General features: G+C 64.9%; 20 protein-coding genes and 1 pseudogene. 8 read left to right on the top strand and 13 right to left on the bottom strand.

What is annotated here, in order from left to right; genetic code table 11:
• Positions 1 to 97 precede the first annotated feature (97 nt).
• Positions 98 to 1,593 (top strand): annotated as a pseudogene (locus tag QFZ36_RS09305) (HNH endonuclease).
• Positions 1,594 to 1,757: 164 nt separating this feature from the next.
• Here QFZ36_RS09305 and QFZ36_RS09300 read toward each other — a convergent pair.
• Positions 1,758 to 3,935, bottom strand: coding sequence for a transglycosylase domain-containing protein (locus QFZ36_RS09300; RefSeq protein WP_306635791.1), 2,178 nt, complete (start codon positions 3,933 to 3,935; stop codon positions 1,758 to 1,760).
• A 178-nt stretch (positions 3,936 to 4,113) separates the two neighbouring features.
• On the opposite strand from QFZ36_RS09300, the gene QFZ36_RS09295 reads away from it, so the two are divergent.
• Positions 4,114 to 4,752 carry a PadR family transcriptional regulator gene (locus QFZ36_RS09295; RefSeq protein WP_306635790.1) on the top strand — a complete coding sequence of 213 codons (639 nt, stop codon included), beginning with the start codon at positions 4,114 to 4,116 and terminating at the stop codon, positions 4,750 to 4,752.
• Positions 4,753 to 4,758: 6 nt separating this feature from the next.
• Here QFZ36_RS09295 and QFZ36_RS09290 read toward each other — a convergent pair whose 3' ends face one another.
• The 3 genes from QFZ36_RS09290 to QFZ36_RS09280 form a co-directional block, all read right to left on the bottom strand.
• Entirely contained in the window at positions 4,759 to 6,111 is a 1,353-nt protein-coding gene (locus QFZ36_RS09290; protein ID WP_306635789.1) for an ammonium transporter, read from the bottom strand.
• Positions 6,112 to 6,484: 373 nt separating this feature from the next.
• A complete protein-coding gene (locus QFZ36_RS09285) occupies positions 6,485 to 7,279 on the bottom strand; it encodes a carbon-nitrogen hydrolase family protein (RefSeq protein WP_306635787.1) in 795 nt (264 codons plus the stop codon).
• A gap of 74 nt (positions 7,280 to 7,353) precedes the next feature.
• Positions 7,354 to 7,590, bottom strand: coding sequence for a DUF2630 family protein (locus tag QFZ36_RS09280; protein WP_306635785.1), 237 nt, complete (start codon positions 7,588 to 7,590; stop codon positions 7,354 to 7,356).
• Between the two features lie 55 nt (positions 7,591 to 7,645).
• Between QFZ36_RS09280 and QFZ36_RS09275 the strand changes: the two genes are divergently transcribed.
• Complete coding sequence (locus QFZ36_RS09275; protein ID WP_306635784.1) at positions 7,646 to 8,044, top strand: hypothetical protein; 399 nt, start codon at positions 7,646 to 7,648, stop codon at positions 8,042 to 8,044.
• A gap of 17 nt (positions 8,045 to 8,061) precedes the next feature.
• Here the strand turns inward: QFZ36_RS09275 and QFZ36_RS09270 are convergent, their stop codons facing one another.
• Positions 8,062 to 8,397, bottom strand: a complete 336-nt coding sequence (locus QFZ36_RS09270; RefSeq protein ID WP_306635783.1) for a DUF202 domain-containing protein — start codon at positions 8,395 to 8,397, stop codon at positions 8,062 to 8,064.
• A gap of 4 nt (positions 8,398 to 8,401) precedes the next feature.
• Complete coding sequence (locus QFZ36_RS09265) at positions 8,402 to 8,806, bottom strand: YidH family protein (RefSeq protein ID WP_306635781.1); 405 nt, start codon at positions 8,804 to 8,806, stop codon at positions 8,402 to 8,404.
• A gap of 73 nt (positions 8,807 to 8,879) precedes the next feature.
• Between QFZ36_RS09265 and QFZ36_RS09260 the strand changes: the two genes are divergently transcribed.
• The 5 genes from QFZ36_RS09260 to QFZ36_RS09240 all read left to right on the top strand — a co-directional run bounded on the left by QFZ36_RS09260 (position 8,880) and on the right by QFZ36_RS09240 (position 13,821).
• On the top strand, positions 8,880 to 9,914 hold the full coding sequence (locus QFZ36_RS09260; RefSeq protein ID WP_306635779.1) for an LLM class flavin-dependent oxidoreductase: 1,035 nt from the start codon (positions 8,880 to 8,882) through the stop codon (positions 9,912 to 9,914).
• A gap of 233 nt (positions 9,915 to 10,147) precedes the next feature.
• Entirely contained in the window at positions 10,148 to 11,245 is a 1,098-nt protein-coding gene (locus QFZ36_RS09255) for a ferredoxin reductase (protein ID WP_306635778.1), read from the top strand.
• Positions 11,246 to 11,257: 12 nt separating this feature from the next.
• Positions 11,258 to 12,442, top strand: coding sequence for a fatty acid desaturase family protein (locus tag QFZ36_RS09250; RefSeq protein ID WP_306635777.1), 1,185 nt, complete (start codon positions 11,258 to 11,260; stop codon positions 12,440 to 12,442).
• Between the two features lie 250 nt (positions 12,443 to 12,692).
• Entirely contained in the window at positions 12,693 to 12,890 is a 198-nt protein-coding gene (locus QFZ36_RS09245; RefSeq protein ID WP_306635775.1) for a hypothetical protein, read from the top strand.
• A gap of 94 nt (positions 12,891 to 12,984) precedes the next feature.
• The gene (locus tag QFZ36_RS09240) at positions 12,985 to 13,821 is read left to right on the top strand and encodes an alpha/beta fold hydrolase (RefSeq protein ID WP_306635773.1); all 837 of its coding nucleotides are present in this window, start codon (positions 12,985 to 12,987) and stop codon (positions 13,819 to 13,821) included.
• A 133-nt stretch (positions 13,822 to 13,954) separates the two neighbouring features.
• On the opposite strand, the gene QFZ36_RS09235 is transcribed toward QFZ36_RS09240, so the two are convergent.
• The 7 genes from QFZ36_RS09235 to QFZ36_RS09205 all read right to left on the bottom strand — a co-directional run bounded on the left by QFZ36_RS09235 (position 13,955) and on the right by QFZ36_RS09205 (position 20,557).
• Positions 13,955 to 15,565 (bottom strand): carbohydrate-binding domain-containing protein, encoded by a 1,611-nt coding sequence (locus QFZ36_RS09235; RefSeq protein ID WP_306635771.1) that lies wholly within the window; start codon positions 15,563 to 15,565, stop codon positions 13,955 to 13,957.
• Between the two features lie 76 nt (positions 15,566 to 15,641).
• The gene (locus QFZ36_RS09230) at positions 15,642 to 16,427 is read right to left on the bottom strand and encodes a polyphosphate polymerase domain-containing protein (RefSeq protein WP_306635769.1); all 786 of its coding nucleotides are present in this window, start codon (positions 16,425 to 16,427) and stop codon (positions 15,642 to 15,644) included.
• Positions 16,424 to 17,098 (bottom strand): DUF4956 domain-containing protein, encoded by a 675-nt coding sequence (locus tag QFZ36_RS09225; RefSeq protein ID WP_306635767.1) that lies wholly within the window; start codon positions 17,096 to 17,098, stop codon positions 16,424 to 16,426. Before QFZ36_RS09225 ends, QFZ36_RS09230 begins: the two co-directional genes overlap by 4 nt.
• A gap of 75 nt (positions 17,099 to 17,173) precedes the next feature.
• Positions 17,174 to 18,271, bottom strand: coding sequence for a bifunctional glycosyltransferase family 2/GtrA family protein (locus QFZ36_RS09220; protein ID WP_306635765.1), 1,098 nt, complete (start codon positions 18,269 to 18,271; stop codon positions 17,174 to 17,176).
• 8 nt (positions 18,272 to 18,279) lie between these two features.
• The gene (locus QFZ36_RS09215) at positions 18,280 to 19,275 is read right to left on the bottom strand and encodes a phosphodiester glycosidase family protein (RefSeq protein WP_306635762.1); all 996 of its coding nucleotides are present in this window, start codon (positions 19,273 to 19,275) and stop codon (positions 18,280 to 18,282) included.
• Between the two features lie 22 nt (positions 19,276 to 19,297).
• A complete protein-coding gene (locus QFZ36_RS09210) occupies positions 19,298 to 19,711 on the bottom strand; it encodes a response regulator transcription factor (RefSeq protein ID WP_306635760.1) in 414 nt (137 codons plus the stop codon).
• A gap of 102 nt (positions 19,712 to 19,813) precedes the next feature.
• Positions 19,814 to 20,557 (bottom strand): GAF and ANTAR domain-containing protein, encoded by a 744-nt coding sequence (locus tag QFZ36_RS09205; protein ID WP_306635758.1) that lies wholly within the window; start codon positions 20,555 to 20,557, stop codon positions 19,814 to 19,816.
• Positions 20,558 to 20,853: the final 296 nt, after the last annotated feature.

The raw sequence follows: 20,853 nt of genomic DNA, 5'->3' as shown, positions 1-20,853 counted from the left end.
TGCCACTCTGCCGGGGCGCCCGTGAAGGATATCCGCGTTATCCACATAGCCAGGTTGGTAGCGGGGTTTTGTCTGACCCTGCTGGAAGACTTTGTTTATGGAAGCGGATCAGTTATCGATAGGGGCGGTCCCGGTGGGGAACCGTGCTGTCCCTTCCGTCCCTGACGTCCTTGCATCGCTGGCTTCCATTCCTGTGGCTGCTGACCGGCAAAGAATGATTGACCAGATGCGGGAGTTGGAGGACTGAAGTCTGCGGTATCTGCGAAGCAGGCCCGGATCGCCGTGGCCTACGACCTCGCAACACGTCAGGAGCAGGCCGCAGCCGGTGTGCCCGCCGATGAGCTTGGTGCCGGGGTGGGCGCGGAAATCGCTCTCGCCCGGCGGGAGTCGCCGTCACGGGGCGGCAGGCTGCTGGGTTTGGGGAAAGCCCTGGTCACCGAGATGCCCCACGCGCTGGCAGCGCTCGAATCGGGCCAGTTGAACGAGTGGCGGGCCACCTTGGTGGTGAAGGAAACTGCCTGCCTGTCCATCGAGGACCGGTGCGCAGTGGACGAGGAGATCGCAGCCGATACCGGGACCTTGACCGGAGCCGGAGACCGCGCCGTTGTCGCGTGCGTCCGAACGGCAGCGTACCGGCGGGACCCCCAGTCGGTCGTGAAGCGGGCATCTCATGCCGTAAGTGAGCGGACTATCACCCTCCGTCCGGCACCTGACACGATGACCCGCCTGACGGCACTGCTCCCGGTCGCCCAAGGCGTGGCCGCCTACGCAGCCCTCACGCGCCACGCTGACACCCAGAAATCTTCCGGTGATGAGCGTTCCAAGGGAGCGATCATGGCCGATCAGCTCGTGGAGTGCATCACCGGCACCCCGGGCGGCTACACCGGCATCGACCTCCAGCTCGTCATGACGGACCGCACCCTCTTCCAAGGCGACAGCGAACCCGCCCGCCTCACCGGCTACGGCATCGTTCCAGGCGAATGGGCCAGGGAAGCCATCCTGGGTGGGCAAATGGCTGGCGCAGGATCCACCGGTTTTGTGGCGGCTGGTCCAGGACCAGCAGGCCCGGGATCAGATGATTCTGCAGACAGCGGCACGGGGGCCGTTCGTTTTGGCGGCCCGGGAACCGCGCCCTCAGCAGGAACCGTGGAAAGCAAAGAACTCAAAGTTTGGCTGCGCCGGCTCTACACCGCACCCGCCAGTGGCGAGCTGGTGGGGATGGACTCCAAGGCCCGGCTCTTCCCGCCAGGGCTCCGCCGGTTTATTCAGGTACGGGATGACACCTGCCGCACCCCCTACTGCGACGCACCCAACCACCAGCACCAACGGCCAGGGCCTCTGCGAAGCCTGTAACCACACCAAAGAAGCACCCGGTGGGGCGCCACAACTGTTTCCGGGCCAGGGCAACGGCATGCCGTCGAAACACGAACACCCACCGGCCACACGTACAGGGCAAGCGTGCCGCCGCTCCCCGGTAGCGCCTTCACAACGGCAGTAAGACCCACTGCTCAAGGGATGCCCTCTGATCGGGTGAGGCCACCCGTTCAGGGGAAAGCCCTCAGTTCAGGTGAAGCCGCCGGTTCAGGTGCTTGAGTTCAGGTGAAGCCGCCGGTTCAGGTGCTTGAACGAGCCGTGAACACCCACTCCATCCCTGAAAAGCGGGTTGCCGCCCATAGCCCCTGACCTGTGGCTTCCCCTTGTCTGATTTCCCCCTGCCTGGCTGCCCCTTGCCTGGTTCCCCTTGGCTTCGGGCGTGGTTACCGGGTGGGAGTGGGCGAAGGATTCGAGCCCATCATGGCCGGAGGAGGCGGCGGGAACGGTGCAGCCGGGTAGAGCGGAGCCACGTTCACCATGTAGTTGGCCCACTGCGGCCCGGCAATCATGAAGCCGTCAAGGCGTGGGTAGAAGGTTCCGTTGATGGTGACGTTCTGCCCTGCCCGCTTCTGGCCCTCCAGGGCGTCCCCGAAGAAGGAAGCCGTTGCAAGTCCCGAGGTGTAACCAACCACCCAGGTGGACCCGTTGTTGTTCGATGTTCCGGTCTTGGCTGCCGTAGGAACCTTGTCGTGCACCTTCGGGTTGATCCAGACACCCGAGCCCTTCTTCAGCACATCCTGGAGCACGGAGTTGACTCCGCGTGCCACATCCGGCTTTACCGCGTCCCGGCACTCGGTCGACTGCGCCGGCAGCTTGCCGCCGTTGGCATCGGTAATTTCCAGCAGGGCAATGGGGTTGCAGTAGCGGCCATCGTTGGCGAAAGTGGCAAACCCGTTAGCCATATGGAGGGGAGCAACTCCGGTGGCGCCGAGCAGGTTTCCGAGTTGGTGCATGTTGATGGGAGAGCCGTCCAAGCCGCTGTGGAGTCCCACTGCATCCACCATCTTCTGGATCCCGCAGAAGTCCAGTTGGGCAGCCGAGGCAAAAGTGGCTGTGTTGATGGAGTTGTAGACGCCGTAGTTGACGGGCATTGGCCGGTAGAAGCCTTCTTCTGCGTTTTGCAGGTCATCGGCCGCGCCCAGTTGAGGGTTGTTCTGCGCGGTGCTGTAGGCGCCCAAGACCTTTCCGCAGCTGTCGCGCCACGGGAAGCCCAGGGGATAGACCCGGCGGGAGGCGTCCACCTGGGCAGTGATGGTTTTGCCCTCGTTCAACCACTCAGCGAACGTGAACGGCTTCATGGTGGACCCGGTCTGGAACCCGCCGGCACCGTTCAGGTCGTTGCCTTGCGGGTCCTTCGCATCCACATTGAAATTCAATTGGGTATCGAACTTCCCCGGCTCCGGCAGGAAGACTGTGTTCTGGGCCATCGCCAGGATCTTGCCCGTGCCGGGCTGGATGGTTGTGAGGGCCGCACCCCAGCGGTCTGGGTTGGGCCCCGCCGTTCCATCCACCTGCGCCTGGGCCGCGGCCTGAAGCCTGCTGTCCAGGGTGGTGATGATGGTGAGGCCGCCCCGGTAGAGCTTCCGCTCGCGTTCGCTCTGGTTGGGACCAAACGCCGGGTTGTTCAGGATGAGATGCGAGATGTAGTCGCAGAAATACGGCGCCATGGAGGCGTTGGCACAGCCCTGCCGCTCCGGGCTGAGCTTCAGTTCGATAGGCGCGGCAGCGGCCTCATCATGCTCTTTCTGGTTGATCTTCTTCAGACGGAGCATCTCGTCGAGCACCTGGTTGCGGCGGGTTAGCGAGTTCTCCGGGTTGATTGCGGGGTTGTAGAAGGTGGGGCTGTTCACAAGCCCGGCCAGGAGGGCAGACTGCGGAAGGTTCAGGTCCTTGGCAGAGGTACTGAAGAAGTACCGGGCTGCAGCTTCCACGCCGTACGCGTCACTGTTGAAGAAGACGATGTTCAGGTAGCCCTCAAGGATCTGGTCCTTGGTGTACTTCTTCTCAAGCGCGACGGCGAGTTTCATCTCCCGCAGTTTGTCGCCGATGTCCTTTTGGCCGCTGAGAATCACCTCATCCGGCCGGTCCTGGGACAGCCGCGCCTCGTTGACTACGTTGGTGACGTATTGCTGGGTGATGGTGGACGCGCCCTGTTGGTCGCCCTTGGTCAGGTTGGCCACTACCGCCCGAAGGATCCCTTGCGGATCAAGGCCTGCGTGTTCGTAAAACCGGCTGTCCTCGATGGCAACAACAGCATCCCGGATGTAAGGCGACATCTGGTCCAGGGGGATCCTGACGCGGTTCTCCGCATAGAAGGTGGCGATGGGCTGGCCATCCGAGGTCAGCATCCTGGTGGATTGCGACGGCGGCTGGACTGTGAGTTCCTCCGGCAGGCTGTCGAAAAAGCCGATGGAGGTGCTGACTCCGAACCCCGCCGCTGCTACTGCCGGGACCACCAGGCTGGCCGCCAGCACACCGCACATAACACTCGCCGCGAGGAATCCCAGGATCCTTCCCACGGCGGAACCGGCACGACGCCTGCGCTTCTTTTTCTTCGCCATTTTCCAGCCTCGACTTTGAGGAATGGCACAAGACTACGTCGGTCCGGACGGACGATCCAGAGGATCGAAGGTCATGATTTGATCAATTCTCCTATTGACTCACCGATAGTTAACGACATATCGTTAACTATCGCCGAAGGACCGGCGACAATCATGAAAATGAAAGGAAGATGCCATCATGAAAGGCATTTCAGAAGAAAATTTCCCCGGCCAGCAGCACGGCGGGGGCCGGTTTGAACGTGGCAGGGGAAGGCGCGGACCGCACGGGCACAGGGGCGGCAGCTTCGGACCCGGCTTCGGTCCCGGATTCGGGCCCGGTTTTGGCGGCGGTCCCGGACCAGGCTTTGGCCCTGGATTCGGGCCCGGTTTTGGCCGCGGCCCACGCAGGGCCAGCAGGGGCGACGTCCGGTCTGCCATCCTCTCGCTCCTGGCCGAAGCGCCCTCCAATGGTTACGGGCTGATCAAGGCAATTGCCGAAAAGACCAACGGGGCCTGGCGCCCAAGTCCCGGATCCATCTATCCCACGTTGCAGCAGTTGGTCGATGAGGAACTCATCACGCCCCTCACCGAAGGCCGCGGGACAGAGTTCTCGCTCACGGACGCCGGAAGGGCGTGGGTGGACGAGCACGCCGAGGAGTTGGAGAACGCCTGGAACACCGGACCGGAGAGTCCGGACCGGGACTTCCACCAGAGCATCGGGAAGCTGATGGCCGCTATCCATCAGTTCCGGAGCGGTGTCACCGAGGAACAGCGGGCTGCTGCCATTGAAAAGCTGGACGAGACCCGCCGCGCGCTCTACAAAATCCTGGCGGACTAGCCGGACTCAGGCGAAGGAGTCTTCCTTGGCGTGCCGCTGTGCAGTGTTTCCGTTGGCCGGAGAACTGGATTCGGCCGGAGCGTGCGAGGCGGCAGCGGCGTGGGGAATGGCGTGGCTCAGGGGACGGAAACCGTTGCCGGTTTCCCCGAAGGCGTACGCGCTCTCGGCGTGCTCGGACAGGTCCACACCCGCGGTCTCTGCCTCGCGGCTGACCCGGAATCCGATGGTCTTGTTGATGGCGCGGCCAATGATCAAGGTGCCGATGCCCGAAAGCAGCAGTGTGATGACCACGGCCGCGGTCTGGGCAATGAGCTGCTGTACGCCGCCACCATAGAAGAGCCCACCGCCCTGGCCGTCCACCGGGAAGGCGATGAAGCCAAGTGCCAGGGTGCCAATAAGGCCGGCGCCCAGGTGCACTCCCACCACGTCCAGGGAGTCGTCCAGGCCAAAGCGGTACTTGAGGTCCACGAAGACGGCGCAGGCCGCTCCAGCCACCAGGCCCAGGCCGATAGCAGCCACCGGGCTGATGTTGGCGCAGGAAGGGGTAATGGCAACCAGGCCGGCCACAACACCGGAGGCTGCGCCAAGGGAGGTGGGGTGCCCATGGCGGATCTTTTCCGCGACCAGCCAGCTGAGCATGGCGGCAGCGGGCGTCACCAGTGTGTTGATCCAGATCAGGCCGGCCTGTTCCGCGGAGGTTGCGGCGCCGCCGTTGAAGCCGAACCAGCCGAACCAGAGGATGGCAGCGCCCAGCATGATGAAGGGGATGTTGTGCGGGCGGTGGTTGGGGTCCTTGGCGAAGCCGTGGCGCTGGCCGACGATCACGGCAAGGACAAGGGCCGCCGTGCCGGAACTGATCTCCACCACTGCGCCGCCGGCGAAGTCGATGACCTGGCCAAAAACAGCGCTGATGGCTCCGCCGCTCATCAGGCCGCCGCCCCAGATCATGTAGGCGAGCGGGCAGTACACCACGGTGATCCAGATGGGCACAAAAACGGCCCAGGCGCTGAACTTGGCGCGGTCGGCAATGGCGCCGCTGATCAGGGCAACGGTGATGATCGCAAACGTGGCGCTGTAGCCGGCCTTGATCAGGTCCGGGGAGCCCATCAGGTTCTGCAGTCCGAAGTTGGCGAAGGGATTGCCGAAGATGCCGAGCACGCCGTCGCCTGTGGTCATGGAGTAGCCCCACAGAACCCAGATGACGCCGACGATCCCGGCGGAGATGAAGCTCATCATGATCATGTTCAGGGCTGCCTTGGCACGGGTCATGCCGCCGTAGAAGAGGCCAAGCCCGGGGGTCATCAACAGTACCATCGCCGCTGAGATCATCAGCCAGACTTGTTGGGCAGAAATCTCCACCTGAAGGTCCCTTCGCGTTGCGCCTCGAAGCGGGGCGCTCATCCGGCCCTCGCATTTCCCCCGCAGTCCATCTTTCGCGGTCCGTGTTTCGGGAAAGGCGCCTCAAAGTTGCGCTCAGGTTACAGAAATGGCCTCTGTGTGAAGTCCCCGTGTCGGCAATGTTTCGGGTATGTAAACAGCCGCCATCCGCGAGGGAGTGAGCTGCGCGATCAGGGGCGGGAAGCCCTGCTGTACCCCGGCGGGCTGAGGAACCAACGGTGAGATGACGCCGTCGTACGTAAAATCCCGCAGATTACCGGGCCGTGAACGGAAGTTCACGGCCGTCGTCGTTCAGCGTCCAGGGAGAGGCTTTGCGGGACATATCCCTGACGGATCAGAACTGGCGGGCGTTGGCCAGCACTGGAAGCCTGGTGCGTACTTCGTCCACCGCTGAGGGATCAATATCGACGACGGCGAGTTCGGGCTTCCCGCCCAGCGCAACTACCGCTGAACCCAGGGGAGTGATGACGGCACTGTGGCCGATGCCGGTCGGCGCTGCGCCCGCCGGGCCGGCTCCGACGGTTTCGGGGTCACCTTGGCCGCAGGCCACCACGAAGGAAGTGCTGTCCAGTGCACGGGCCCGCACCAGGAGGTCCCACTGTTCGGCTTTGCCTTCCCCTGCTCCCCACGAGGCGCAGACGATGTTCACCTGTGCCCCCGCACGGGCATTGGCCGTGAACAGGGCAGGGAAGCGAACGTCGTAACAGGTGGCCAGGCCAAACACCGTGCCGTTGACTTCAAAGGTCACCGGGTCCGTTCCCGCGTCCACGGTCCTGGACTCCTGGAACCCGAAAGCGTCGAAGAGGTGCACCTTGTCGTAAGACGTTTCCACACCGGGGCCGGTGACCAGCAGGGTGTTGCGGACCCGGCCGTCCTTCCCGGGCGTGAACATCCCCACCACGATCGCTATGCCCAGTTCGTTGGCGAGGGCGCGGACCTTTTCAGCCCACGGACCGTTCAGCGGTTCCGCGATGTCGCTCAAGGAGTGGCCAAAGGCGCGCATGGCAGCTTCCGGGAAAACCACCAGGGCCGCCCCGGCTGCCTTGGCCTCGGTGGCATATTCCCGGATCAACTCCAGGTTGGCCTCAAGGTCTGCGCTGCTGATGATCTGGGCGACTGCCAGACGCATGGGTAGCTCCTTCTGTTCGCACTGCTGCACGCTCTGGCAACGATACCGCCAGAGGTGTAGGGAACAGGCAGCGGCTACTGCTTGTAGCCCTCGACTTCATTGACGGGCCGGGCTTCGGCGTCATTGGGATTTTCTCCGGACTCCGCTTTGGCCCGGCGCTGGCGGAGCAGGTCCCAGCACTGGTCCAGCCGTTCTTCAACCTGCCGGAGCCGGTTCTGGTCCGGCGCCTGGCCGTCTCCGGATCCTTCGCGGAGGGTGTGTTCCTCCTCCACCAGGGCCTGGATGCGGGCCAAAAGATCTTCGTCGTTCATGTTTACCCCTTCCGCAGGAACGTTTCCCTCAGCGTACGCCTGTACCATCAAATTCATGCCCACCGTGCTTGATATGGCAGGTCCAATCCTGGAAATGCTCACCTGGTTGTGCCTGCCCGTCGGGCTGGGCCTTCTCTTCTATACAGGCTTCCTGCGCCGCTTTGTCCACCCCTGGGATGTAGCCGAAGCCGTGGTCTATTCGGACAACAGCGGGGTCGGATTCCGATGGTTCGACCGCAAATACCAGGTGCACCACGCGCCGATGTCGCCGCACGACATCAAGGACATGGCCGTGGGGGATACCCTCCCCATCTACTACCACCCCAAGCGGCCTACGCAGTGGCAAACGGCGGTGCCGGAAGAACCGGGCAGAACCGCTGCTGTGCTGGGACGTTGCCTGACCGCGATCGGTGCCGTGGCGCTGCTCGCAGGTTTCGTCCTGCCGATGTTTTAGGGTTTTGGCCGCGGGCACTAGCCCGTGAGGACCACCGCGATGCCCAGGCCGCCCAGCGCAACGCCCGCAAAAGCCGTCCAAAGCACGGCAGTGATGTCGGCGTCGACCTTTTCCCTCAAAAGGCCGCGGGAGCTGGCCCTGTACCGGCGCCGCTGCGTCACGTAAATGGCCAGCGCAGCGGCAGCCGACACGGCGAACAGCAAAAGGATCGGGAGGCCGTGCCGGGGGAGCCAGCGCAGGAAGATGGCGCTGACCGTCACCAGTGCCAGAACGGTCCTGCCCCAGGCGAGGGTGGTCCGCTCCGGTTGCAGCCCGGGGTCGCCGTGGCTGCCGGCAGGGCGGAAAGCGGCCACAGGTTCAGCGCCAGAGGATAAAGACGAGTAAGACGGCAGCCGCCAGCGCACCTGCCCCCGCCAGTAGCGGGACTATGAGCGGCAGCGGCAGCGGGGCTTTGTTGCGCATACTGCGTTCCACCCGCAGCCACCGCAAAGCAGAGCCTGCGCTCAGCAGCATTCCCATGAGGAGCAGCAGCACCGCCAGGCCCTTCCGGACAGGCTCCAGGAACAGGTCTGACGTGAACGCCTCGATGGCGATGCCGCCGGCCAGCAGCGCAAGGGACGTCCGGATCCACGCCAGGAACGTGCGCTCGTTGGCGAGGGTGAAGCGCGGATCCGGTTCCTCGCCTCCGGGCAGGAGCCGCTCAGCGATCTTCCCCCGCGACGGCGTGGTGGCGGCATGGGCGCGCGGCTCGCTGTTGGTCACCGTGCCAGTCTAGCCACGGGTCAGCCAGCCATGCCGCGGGAATTCCCCGGGTGCCAGGGCAGTTAGGGGAGGTATGCAGCGCATCGGATTCCTTTCATTCGGCCACTGGGGCCCAGGCCAGGGCTCACAAACGCGGACGGCCGCGGAAGCCCTGCACCAAGCCATTGACCTTGCTGTCGCCGCCGAAGAGTTGGGGGTGGACGGAGCGTTCTTCCGGGTCCACCACTTCGCCCGGCAGCAAGCCTCGCCGTTCCCGCTCCTGTCTGCCATTGCCGCCCGGACCAGCCGGATCGAAATCGGCGCCGGCGTGATCGACATGCGGTACGAAAATCCCCTGTACATGGCGGAGGAAGCGGCAGCAGCAGACCTCATCAGCGGCGGCAGGCTTCAACTCGGCATCAGCCGCGGCTCACCCGAACCGGCGCGGCAAGGTGCGGCGGCCTTCGGCTACCGCCCCGAGCCGGGGGAGTCCGACGCCGACATGGCCCGCCGGCACACGGCACTCTTCCGGAAAGCAATCACCGGTGCCGGAGTGGCCGAAGCGGACCCCCGCTACGCCGGCGGAGCCACCGGGTTGCTTCCCGTCCAGCCGCAGTCGCCGGGACTGGCCGAACGCATCTGGTGGGGAGCCGGCAGCCGGAAGACGGCCGTCTGGGCAGCCGAAATGGGGATGAACCTGATGAGCTCCACTCTCCTGACCGAGGACACTGGCGTTCCCTTCCACGAACTCCAGGCAGAGCAGATCCAGCTCTTCAGGGATGCCTGGGCAGCAGCAGGCCACCACCACGCACCCCGGGTTTCGGTCAGCCGCAGCATTCTTCCCATCGTTGACGCGGAGGACAGCCGTTACTTTGCCGGCAGTGCACTGCGGGACGGCCGCGACCAGGTGGGCATCATCGACGGACTGACCGCGCGGTTCGGGAAAAGCTACGTGGGCGCTCCGGACGCCCTGGCCGAAGAGCTCGCTGCCGATACCGCAGTCCAGGCCGCGGACACCCTGCTGCTCACGGTCCCCAACCAGCTCGGCGTCGGGTTCAACACCAAGCTGCTGGGCACCGTGGCCCGCTACGTCGCCCCCGCCCTTGGCTGGAAGGCGGCCCGGACCTGACCAGGTAAAGCCCAGGCCGCAACGCCGCCGTCATTCCTTCAGTACTTGTCCGCGCACCCGTTTCGATGCGTATGATAAGCATGCTTACTGAAGTTGGGAACCTTCTGCACATCGCAGCCGTTACTCTTAGAGTGCGGCTTTGGGGGCTTAGCGCCCCCCTTACAGCGTGACTGCGGAACGGTCATATGACGGAGAGAGAGAAATATGGCCCGCGCCGTTTTAGGCTTTAACGCATGATCCGGCTACGTCAGCTGGCCCAGGCGGCCTCTGTGCTTACTACTCCTTTGGCGCCCGAGGACATCCTGGCGCTGTTCAACCCGGTGTACTCTGCGCGGCAACTTCGCGGCGTCGTCACCCGGGTGGTCCAGGAGACGGCGCAGTCCGCCACTATCTTCTTCCGGCCCGGCCGCGGCTGGCACTCCCACCTTGCCGGCCAGTGGGCGCGCATCGGCGTCGAACTCGACGGCGTCCGCCACTGGCGGTCCTACTCGCTCAGCGCCCCCGCCGGCAAGGATCCGGCCATCACGGTCACCGACGTCGGTGCCGTCTCCGGCACGCTGGTCCGCACCACCAAGCCAGGTGACGTCCTGTTCCTGGCCCCGCCGCAGGGCGACTTTGTGCTCCCGGAGCACCCCCGCCCCCTGCTGATGGTCACGGCGGGCAGCGGGATTACTCCGGTCATGTCCATGATCCGCACCCTTGTTCCTCGGCGTCCGGATGCCGACGTCGTCCTGGTCCACTCCGCCCGCACCCCCGGCGACAGCCTCTTCCGCGAGGAACTGGCCGAACTCGCGGACCAGTTCCCCAACTTCCGCCTTGCCCACTGGTTTACCGGCGAGCAGGGCCGGATGGATTTGACCAACACGGACCAGCTGGACGAAATCTGCCCGGACTGGAAGGAACGCGCGGCCTACGCTTGCGGCCCCGACAGCTTCCTCGACGACGCCGAGGCGCTGTGGAAGCGCGCCGCGCTCACAACAGCGGGGTCCGGCACGGATGTTGCGGTGGCCGGCGCCCCCGGAAACCTCATGATCGAACGCTTCAACACCACCTTCGAAGGCGGCGTCGGGCACGACGGCGGACTGGTCACCTTTGAAGCGTCCGACCGGGAGGTGGAAGCCGACGGCGACACACCTATCCTGGACGTGGGCGAGGACGCCGGCGTGCTGATGCCCAGCGGCTGCCGGATGGGCATCTGCCACAGCTGCCTCACGCCCCTGCTGTCCGGGCAGGTCCGCGACCTCCGAACCGGGGAAGTCCACGGCGAACCCGGCCAACTGATCCAAACGTGTGTCTCGGCAGCCGCCGGACCCGTCAACCTCGAAATCTGAGGAGCACCAGGTATGTCTGTAATAACACCCAGCAAGGCCACCCCTGCCGAAAGCAGTTCCACTGGAAGCTCAAGGACGCGCCCCGGGAAGCTTGCGGAATCCGGCAGTCCCACTGTGCGTCCCCCGGCGGCCGCCCACCTCACTGACGAGCAGGTGGCCGAGCTCGGACGCGAACTCGACGCGATCCGTGACGAGGTCCTGGCCAAGCGCGGCGCGGAAGACGCCGCCTACATCCGCCGGATGATCAAGATCCAGCGCGGCCTTGAGATCTCCGGACGTGCGGCACTCCTGGTCAGCAAGAACAAGGCTGCCTGGGTTACGGGCACCACCCTGCTGAGCCTGGCCAAGATCCTCGAAAACATGGAACTGGGCCACAACATCCTGCACGGCCAGTGGGACTGGATGCGGGATCCTGACATCCACTCCACCACTTGGGAGTGGGACTTCGTAACCCCGGCGCGCTCCTGGCAGCACACGCACAACGACCTGCACCACCGCTGGACCAACGTGGTGGGCAAGGACAACGACGTCGGATACAACCTCCTGCGCATGGACGAACAACAGCCTTGGAAGCCGATCAACCTGGCCAACCCGTTGTTCAACGCCATCCTGGCACCGGTCTTCGAGTGGGGCATCGCCATCTACGACCTTGAGCTCACGGAGTACAAGGAAGGCACCAAGTCCAAGGAAGCCCTGCTCAAGGACCTCAAGGCCCTGGGCAAGAAGGTTGTCACGCAGTTCACGAAGGACTACGCCGCCACCCCGGCCGTTGCCATGCTCACGGGTTCCGGCAAGCAGGCGCTCTACGGCACCCTCACCGCCAACGCAGTCCGCAACGTCTGGGCCCACGCCGTCATCTTCTGCGGCCACTTCCCGGAAGGCACCGACACCTTCACCGAGGAAATGGTTGAGGGGGAGACCCGCGGCGACTGGTACGTCCGCCAGATGATTGGTTCGGCCAACATCTCCGGCTCGAAGTTCATGCACCTGATGACCGGAAACCTCTCCCACCAAATCGAGCACCACCTGTTCCCGGACCTGCCCTCCAGCAGATACGCAGAGGTGGCGCCCAAGGTCCGCGAGATCTGCCAGCGCTACGGCCTGAAGTACACCACCGGGCCGCTGCTCAAGCAGGTGGGCTCCTCCTGGGCGAAGGTCTTCAAGCTGGCCCTCCCGGGCAAGGCCGCCAAGGCCTGATCACAGCCCGTAGAAGCACTGACTGCACCTCCGGTGCCGGGAACCACCCCGGGGCCGGAGGTGCATTTTTTGTTCCCCCACGACGGACGCTCCATCAGGTCCCGCACGTTTTCCCGGGACGCTCCATCAGGTCCCGCACGTTTTCCGGGGATGCTCCATCAGCTCCCGCACGTTTTCCCCGGCGCTCTCTCACTTTTCGCATGGACGCCGCATAATTGATCCCACAGCCGCCGCGGCCTATGGAGGAATCATGCGGATTCTCGGAGTACTTATCGTCATCTGGCTGATCATCGGCGGCGTGGCCGCCTGGCAGCGCGGCTACTTCGGTTCAGCGCCGGGAAATTGTGCCCAGGCGGGCACCATAGCAATCACTATTGCCGCGGGCCCGCTGAACTACATGGGTGCAAACCCCCAAATATCCTGCGAGCTGCCGCAACCTTCCCGGTAGCCCAGGGCACGGCGGACCACCCTAGAGTAGGAACTGCGCGGGCAGGGCGACTCCCCGCCCGCTTCGATCCCACAGTCTCGAAAGGACCGCCGCGATGGCTTTGATCACCGTTGGAACCGAAAACAGCACTGACATCGAGCTCTACTACGAGGACCACGGCTCGGGCCAGCCCGTAGTGCTGATCCACGGCTACCCCCTGGACGGCGCTTCCTGGGAGAAACAGACCACCGCCCTTCTGGATGCCGGCTACCGCGTGATCACCTATGACCGCCGCGGCTTCGGGAAATCGAGCAAGACCACCGAAGGATATGACTACGACACCTTCGCCGCGGACCTCAACACCCTCCTGACTACCCTGGACCTGAGTGACGCCGTGCTGGTGGGTTTCTCCATGGGCACCGGTGAAGTGGCCCGGTACCTGGGCAACTACGGATCCGCCCGGGTTGCAAAGGCAGCATTCCTGGGCTCCCTGGAACCGTTCCTGCTGAAGACCGAGGACAACCCGGATGGTGTTCCGCAGGACGTCTTCGACGGACTGAAAGAGGCTGTCACTGCAGACCGGTACGCCTTCTTCACCGAGTTCTTCAAGAACTTCTACAACAGCGACACGTTCCTCGGTACGCCCCGCCTCAGCCAGGAGGCCATCAACGCCAGCTGGAACACAGCCTCCAGCGCCGGCGCCACAGCATCCGTTGCGGCACAGGCAACCTGGATCACTGACTTCCGCGGGGACATCCCGAAGATCGACGTCCCTGCACTGATCCTCCATGGCACCGCCGACAACATCCTTCCCATCGATTCCACGGGACGGCAGTTCACCAAGGCGCTGCCCGGCGCCGAATACGTGGAGATCGAGGGCGCGCCGCACGGCCTGCTGCTGACCCACGCCGCTGAGGTCAACGAAGCGCTGCTGCGTTTCCTCGCCAAGTAGCCCCCTTCACGCAAAACTTTCGGCGACGGCGGGAGTCCGCCGTCGCCGAAAGTGATGGGGCGTTTCGGGAAAAGGTGCGAAAGGTGATGGGGCGTTGGGTCAAACGTTGAATTAAGTGATGGGGCGTCGGGGGTTACCAGCGCGGTCCGCCGCCGCCTCCGGGACCCTGCGCCGCGGTGTACTCGCCGGCTGTGACGGTGCCTTGTTCCTTAGCGCCGTCCAGTGAGCCTTCGCCCAGCCCGGCGCTGACAGTAGCAGTGCCTCCGGTGTACACCGTGTATTCCTCGCCGTCGTTGATCGCCGCGGAGGAGAACACCAGGGAGGCAGTGGCCTTCGTGGTGACAAACGCGGCCACTACCTTGCCGGCCGGGTCGGCGACCTGGATGACCGTACCGGCGGGAACCGATGAACGCAGGGTCACTTGGACACCGGACTGTGTGGAGGTATCGGACGGGGTGACCGCCATGCCGGCGCTGCCGGCCGCGGCCACGGTTCCGCCGGTGACGGCGAGCTCGCCGTTCACATCCAGTGCGCCGTTGCCGCTGTCAGTGGGCCCGTTGACCACCACGGTTCCGCCCGAGATGCTGGCGTTGCCGTTGGAATCCAGGCCGTCACCCCTCGAATTGATGGTCAGCAGTCCACCCGTGACCTCCACGGTGTAGTCGCCCACGGTTTCGCCGCCGCCGCCCATTCCGCCCTGTGCGGACGCGCCGGAAGTGGAGCTGGCGCCCGAGGCGTTCACGCCGTCGTCGTTGGAAGTGACGGTGGCGGTTCCGCCGGCAATCAGGATGTGCTGGGCCTCAAGGCCCTCCTCCGATTCCTCCACCGTGGCCGTGCCTGCGGCGATCTTTAGCGTGTTGTACGCCTTGATGCCGTCATCGCCGGCGCTGACGTTGATGGTACCGCCGTTGATCAGGAGCCAGCCGCGGCCCTCGTCCGCGTCGTTGTCCGACTTGAAGCCGTCGCCGGCCGCGGTCACCTGGTACGCGCCGTCCAGCAGCACGGCGTAGTCCTTGCCCACGATGCCGTCATCAGCGGCGTCCACGGTCACCGTGCCCGCGGCGAGGACCAGGCCGTCCTTTGAGGAGATGCCGTCGTTGTAGTTGCCGTCCACGGTCAACGATCCGCTGCCGGCGATGGTCAGGTCAGCCATTGAGTACAGGGCTGCGTTCGGCGCGTCCGTCCCCTGGTCCGCATACGTGGCCGCATCGCCCAGGGTGTTGGTGGTGCCGTCCTCGAGGTAGACGATGGCCTCGTTGGCGCTCTGCACCACAAACGGGGAACCGGTTGAGCTGGTGATGCTGGCACCGTCCAGGATGATCCTCACTACGTCCTCTTCGCCGGCGGCGACCACCACCTGGCCGTCCGAGAGTGACCCGCTGAGGCGGTAGGTGCCCGCGGCGGTGATAGTGACGGTACCGCCGTCGACCTTTACAGCGTCCGACGACGTGCCGGTGGCGGCTTTGCTGGCACCGTCCGCAAGCGTCACGGCTACTTCGGAGGCGGCATCCCAGGTGATGTCGTCGGCGTCGTAATGCGTGTCCTCGGCCAGCGTGTCCAGGGAAACTGCCTGCGTGGTGCTGGAAGCGACGCCCGAACTGGCAGCAGAGGACGAGCTGGCAGCGGAGGAGGTGCTGCTGATGGCTGAAACGCCGGTGGGGGTGGTGCTGGCAACGGAGCAGCCGGCGAGTCCGAGTGCGGTGGCCAGGGCGGCGACGGAGAGGTAGGTGCGGAGGTTTTTCATGGCAAGTGGTCCTTTGAAGGAGTTGGAAAGCTTGGGTGGGGGAATGCCGGGAAGGAGTTGAGCGGACCGGCTGGGATCAGGCAGCGGGGCGAAGTGACAGGCTGTGCCGCAGGGTGCGGCTCCAGCGGTTGGCGGGCAGGTCCGGGCACAGCGCCGCCATCCCGGTGGCGAATTTTGAGATCCGGGAGGGCCGGACTCCGTGGGCCCAGAGATGACGGTCGAGCGGGCCGGCGGTGGAGCCTGACTTGGTTTCCAGGATCACCGCTTCATCCAGCACCCAGGGCGGCTCGCCGGGCCGCTGCCAGGTCACGTCAGTGTCGATCGTGGCCCGGCTGCCGGATTCCGGGAGGAACAAGGTGCTCCGGTTGTACCTGGTTTCCAGTACCGGCTCGAGACGGCCGGAAGGCATTGCGCCGACGGAAGCCGTCAGCGTTTCGCGGACGTAGTCCAGGCCTTCCTCCGTCAGGCGGGCTCGGTCGGAGAGGTGGTACGGGATCCGTTCCTTGACGGTTGCCTCGCGGGCGCCTTCAGTCTTGACCTCCAGGAAGCTCACGGCGCTGTCCACATAGGTCCTGGTGCGGATCTTGTAGCGGCGCCGGCGGCCGTGGGCGGCCAGCAGGTAGCTGTCGAGGTTGGCGGTGTCGAAGTAGACGGAGTCGTAGGCGAAGCTGCGGGAGCCGTCCATCTCGAGCACCCGCACGCCTTTACTGAACGAGCCCAGGAGTTGGCGGGCGAGCCCTGCGGGAACCACGTACTTCCGGTCAACCCGGGTCTGGAGTGCGGCTTCGTTGTTGAGCTCTTCGAGGCCTACGGGTGGAAGGTGGCGAAGGTTGCCGACGACGTCTGTTCCGGTGGTGCTCATGCGGCACCTGCCTGCGAGTGGGCCATCGAAGCGGGCTCAGCGTGTGCGTGTTCGGTGGGCATGGGTTCGGCGGGACGGGGTGCCGGTGCGGGTACCGCGGGGATGGCCAGCCGGGCGGGGAAAGCTGCGGGGGAGTAGGCGTACCGGACGTCAACGATGGTTTTGTCGTTGACCAGGTCCAGTTGCTGGATGGTTGCGGAGTGGACCTTGCCGTGCAGGACTTCCTCCAGCCGGGCGTAGAGTTCGCCGTCTTCGGCCACTGCCCGGTCCAGGATCACGGTCTGGTGGCGGTGTGCCGGCAGGACCCGGGGATGGTCTCCCACGAACATCACCAGCAGTATCAGGGCCATGAGGGATACGGTCAGCCAGAGGGGCTCGATGCCCAGGCCGGCGATGAGGCCCAGGGCCAGGGCTGAGAAGTAGTAGGCCACCTCGTGCTGGGCCAGCTCGGTGGAGCGGAGCCGGATGATGGACAGGACGCCGAAGAGCCCCAGCCCAAGTCCCAGGCTGGCAGCTGACCCGGACAACGCGGTGGCCACTGCCAGGACGCCGACGTTCATGCCCAGGTAGGACACCACCAGGTCGCGGCGGCGGTGCCGGCGGAGGTACAGGGCGAAGGTCAGGATGCTGATGGCCGCCAGGTTGGCGAGGATGAAGATCAGTGAGTTCATGGGATTCTCCGGGATGTTTTCGGTGGGCTTGTCTTTACTTTCGGGCCCCAAGCTGTGCAGGTGCTGTGCAGAGACCTAGCCGGATATATGAGTGCGGGCTGGTGCTTCGCTGGACGTGCTGCCGGCCTTCCCACGGGAAGTTTTGCCGGCGAAGAGCCAGCGCTGCTGTGCGGCGAAGCTGGCCGCCAGCAGGAGGACCTCAGCCAGGATCTTGGCCGGCAGGGCGGGCAGCCCGGCGGCTTCGAGCAGCCAGATCACGCCGAAATTCGCGGCCAGCAGCACGGCAGCCAGGCTGAAATAGCGGACCACGGCAGCACTGGCCGGTTTGTCCCTGCCGTGTTCGAAAACAACGTTCCGGTTGACCAGGAAATTCACGACGGAGCTCACGGCGCGGGCGCCCAGCACTGCCAGGAGCAGCGAATCGACGGCCAGCGTGAGCAGCAGGAACAGGACGGTGTCCAGCAGGAAGGCCGTAAAGGAGGAAGCAAGGAACTTCAGCAGCGGAGCATAGATGCGCACTGAATCCGCAAAGGGCCGGAAATGCGAGCCCGAGTTGTGGTCCAGGTAGACAGTGGAGATCTCCACCGACTGGATGGAATAGCCGCCGGTCTTGGCTTTGAGCAGCAGGTTCAGCTCATACTCGTAGCGGTCGCCGCGGACCGACCTCAGCCAGGGGATCATTGCTCCGGGGTAGCCGCGGAGGCCTGTCTGGGTATCGGGGATGCGCTCGCCGGTGGCGAGGGTGAAGAGTGACCTGGTGGCGCTGTTGCCGAGCCGGCTCCGTGCGGGGACGTTGCCGGTGAAGGACCGGCTGCCCAGGACCATGGTGGCCCAACGCTGTCCTGCCCGGTTCTGGCCGAGGGTTTCCCCCACCCGTAGGATGTCCACCACTGTGTGCTGGCCGTCGCTGTCGGCGCAGACCACATCGTGGCCCGGGAGGTAGTCGGCGATGAAGCCGAAGCCGGTCTTGAGGGCAAAGCCCTTTCCATGGTTGTGCTCGTAACCGATGACATGGCACCCCAGTGCCCTGACGCCGTCGAACACGTCCCGGTACTGCGGGCCGCTTCCGTCGTCCACCACCAGGATGGGAACCCACGGTTCTGCGTCGCGGATGCTGCGGATCAAAGCCGGCAGCTGCTGGTCCGGCTCGTAGGCCGGGATCAGGATGATCATGGCCTTTCCTACTCCGCTATGTACAGGATGTCGGAGGTGCCGCGTTCCTTGTTTTCACCCAGCGGGTTGTTCACCAGGCCGCCGTTGAAGTACATGGTGGACGAGCCGCCGCCGTCGATGTTGTAGGCAGTGGTGGCACCCAGGCCCTGCATGATTTCGGCGAGGCCTGTCATGGTGACGCCGGCGCTGTAGCCGGGGCTGCGGCCATCCACCACCACGAACACCAGGTGGTTTTCATCGCTGATTCCGACGGCGGTGCGCGGCTGTTCGCCCTGGATGGAGTGGTTGCCGAAGTTGGTGTCCACCTCAACGTCCTCGATGCCCTTGGCCACCCCGCCGTTGTCCAGCAGGGAGGGGCCGAAGGAGAGGGTGTTCCAGACGCCGTCGGCCAGCAGCTGTTCGGCGGTGGTGGTGGTTTCGTCGTAGACCAACACCCTTCCGTCGCGGTAGAACGCCAGGCCCTGGCGCGCACCCTCATCCCGGAACACGACGCCGTTGCGGATCACGATGCCGGTATCGCGGAAGCCGTAGTAATCGCCGTTGATCGCGAAAACCGCGTTGTTGGCTTCGGCGATGGCGGAGGTGGTTTCGGTGATGTTCTCACCAAAACTGTCGTTCGCGAAGGCTGACTGCAGGGTGGTGGCGTCATCGAGCACGACGTCGGCCACGTAGTAGGTGACGGTGCTGTTGCCGCTGCCGGTGGTCACCGTGGAGATGTTGATGTTGGAGGAACCGGAAACGTGGGAGGTATCCGTGGTGACGGCGGCGGCGGAGGCCGTGTCCGCCGTCGTGCTGGTGGAAGTGCCCGCGGACGTTCCCGTGGAGGTGCCCGTCTGGCTGGCTTCGTAGGCGGAGACGTCGGAGATCTCCACATGCTGGACGACGAAACGGTCCAGGGCCCAGGCGGTGGCGCCGCCGGCTGAAAGGGTGAGGGCAACGGCCCCTGCTACCACGGCACGCCGGAAACGGCTGCCTTTACGGGGTTTGTTCTGCTGAGGAGTCATGCCTCATTTCTAGGCAGGCAAACTAGCAGAGGGATTTGCCGGGTATGTGTGGAAGCTGTGAAAGAGGAGCGGGAGCGGGACACAGCTGTTCGGCCAGATCCCGCAGTTCCCCGGGGCGGAAGGGTTTGGTGAGGTAGGCGGCGGCGCCGGAGGCCATGCCTGCCAGCACGTCGTCGTTCTCGGACCTGGCCGTGAGGAAAAGGAGCGGCGCCTTGGTCAACGCGGCTACGGCTCGGGCCACCACGTGCCCGTCCATGTCCGGCAGGCCCAGGTCCAGGGTGACCAGTGAGACGGCAGGGTCTGCCGCGGCGGCGATGCCCTCCGCGCCGGTGGCCACAGCCTTGACCTCAAATCCTGCGCGTCGCAGGACGACGGTAATCAATCCGCGGATATCGTAGTCGTCTTCAACCACCACGCAGACGCGTTTCTTTTCCATTGGAGCCCCCCGGGCGAAAGTTGGAATGAGTCTACCGCCGTGGAGCTCCGCCCGGGCTTAGGCGCAGGTGGTGGGCGGGTAATAATGCCGGGAAGCCGTTGCCTACCCGTCGTAATGGGTACGGGCAGGGCCCTGCCCGAGCGAGTTGACCACGGAGGCTGCCACGTCATGCAGCTTGGAATTCCGGGTGCTCGACGCCGTCTTCAGGATCTCAAACGCGTCCTGCTGGCTGCACCTGTTCTGGGCCATGATGATGCCCACCGCCATATCGATCACTGTCCGTGATTCCAGGGTTGCCCGCAGGTTGGCCGCAGTCTCGCTGTGATTTGCGAAGCGCACCGCAAGCCGCAGTGCCAGGGACGTCTGGCCGACGAAGTCTTCGGCAAACTCAAGCACGCGGGACTCAAAGCGGTTGGGGCGGCTCGAGTACAGCAACAGCGCCGCTTTCGTCTCGCCCTCCAGCTCGAACGGGACGGCCAGGACGGAACGGACGCCCTGGCCCAGCAGGGACGCGGAGTACTCCGGCCAGCGGCCGTCCTCCCGGACGTCCGGTACGGAGACCGTGGCCTGGGACGTGGAGGCCTCCATGCTGGGTGTCTGGCTGACCTCGTACTCGAGCCGCGCGACGGCCGCGGCGGCCGGGCTGCTGCTGGTCACAGCGGCAGCCTTCCGCTGCCGCAGCAGGGTGATGGCGCACAGCACCTCGTCGCCGGGCTCGGAAAGATTACGGGCGGACACCTGCGCCAGTTCGTTAAGGAAGTCCTCAACGTCAGAGCTGTTGAGGACGAGTTCATGCAGGTGCTCAGTTATTGAAGTGTCGGTTTTTGCTGTTGACTCGCGGGCCACGGTTTCTCGGTGTCATTCGCTCAGGGTAAAACGACCCGGCGGCACCATACCCCTTCCACCCGAAGGGGCGGCAAGCGGCTGAAGTCGCTGGATCGAAGAACTTTCCAACGGCCTGCTGCTAAACCGATATGCAGAAGTATATACAGCTCTTGCCTGTGGAGCCGTCGCTTTCGGGTCGGCGCGGCAACGGGCTGCCAGCACAACTGTAGGCCAGTCCCGGCCTCCGGCCCCCTCCCGGAGGCTGGCAATGTGGTGCCCGTTGTGGGCAGAATGGGGCAGCGCCGGGGCTGCCGGCG

This window comes from Pseudarthrobacter siccitolerans (genome assembly GCF_030823375.1).
GTDB classification, from domain to species: domain Bacteria; phylum Actinomycetota; class Actinomycetes; order Actinomycetales; family Micrococcaceae; genus Arthrobacter; species Arthrobacter siccitolerans_A.
Note: the sequence above shows the minus strand (reverse complement) of the source record. Positions and strands in the feature narration are given on the sequence as shown.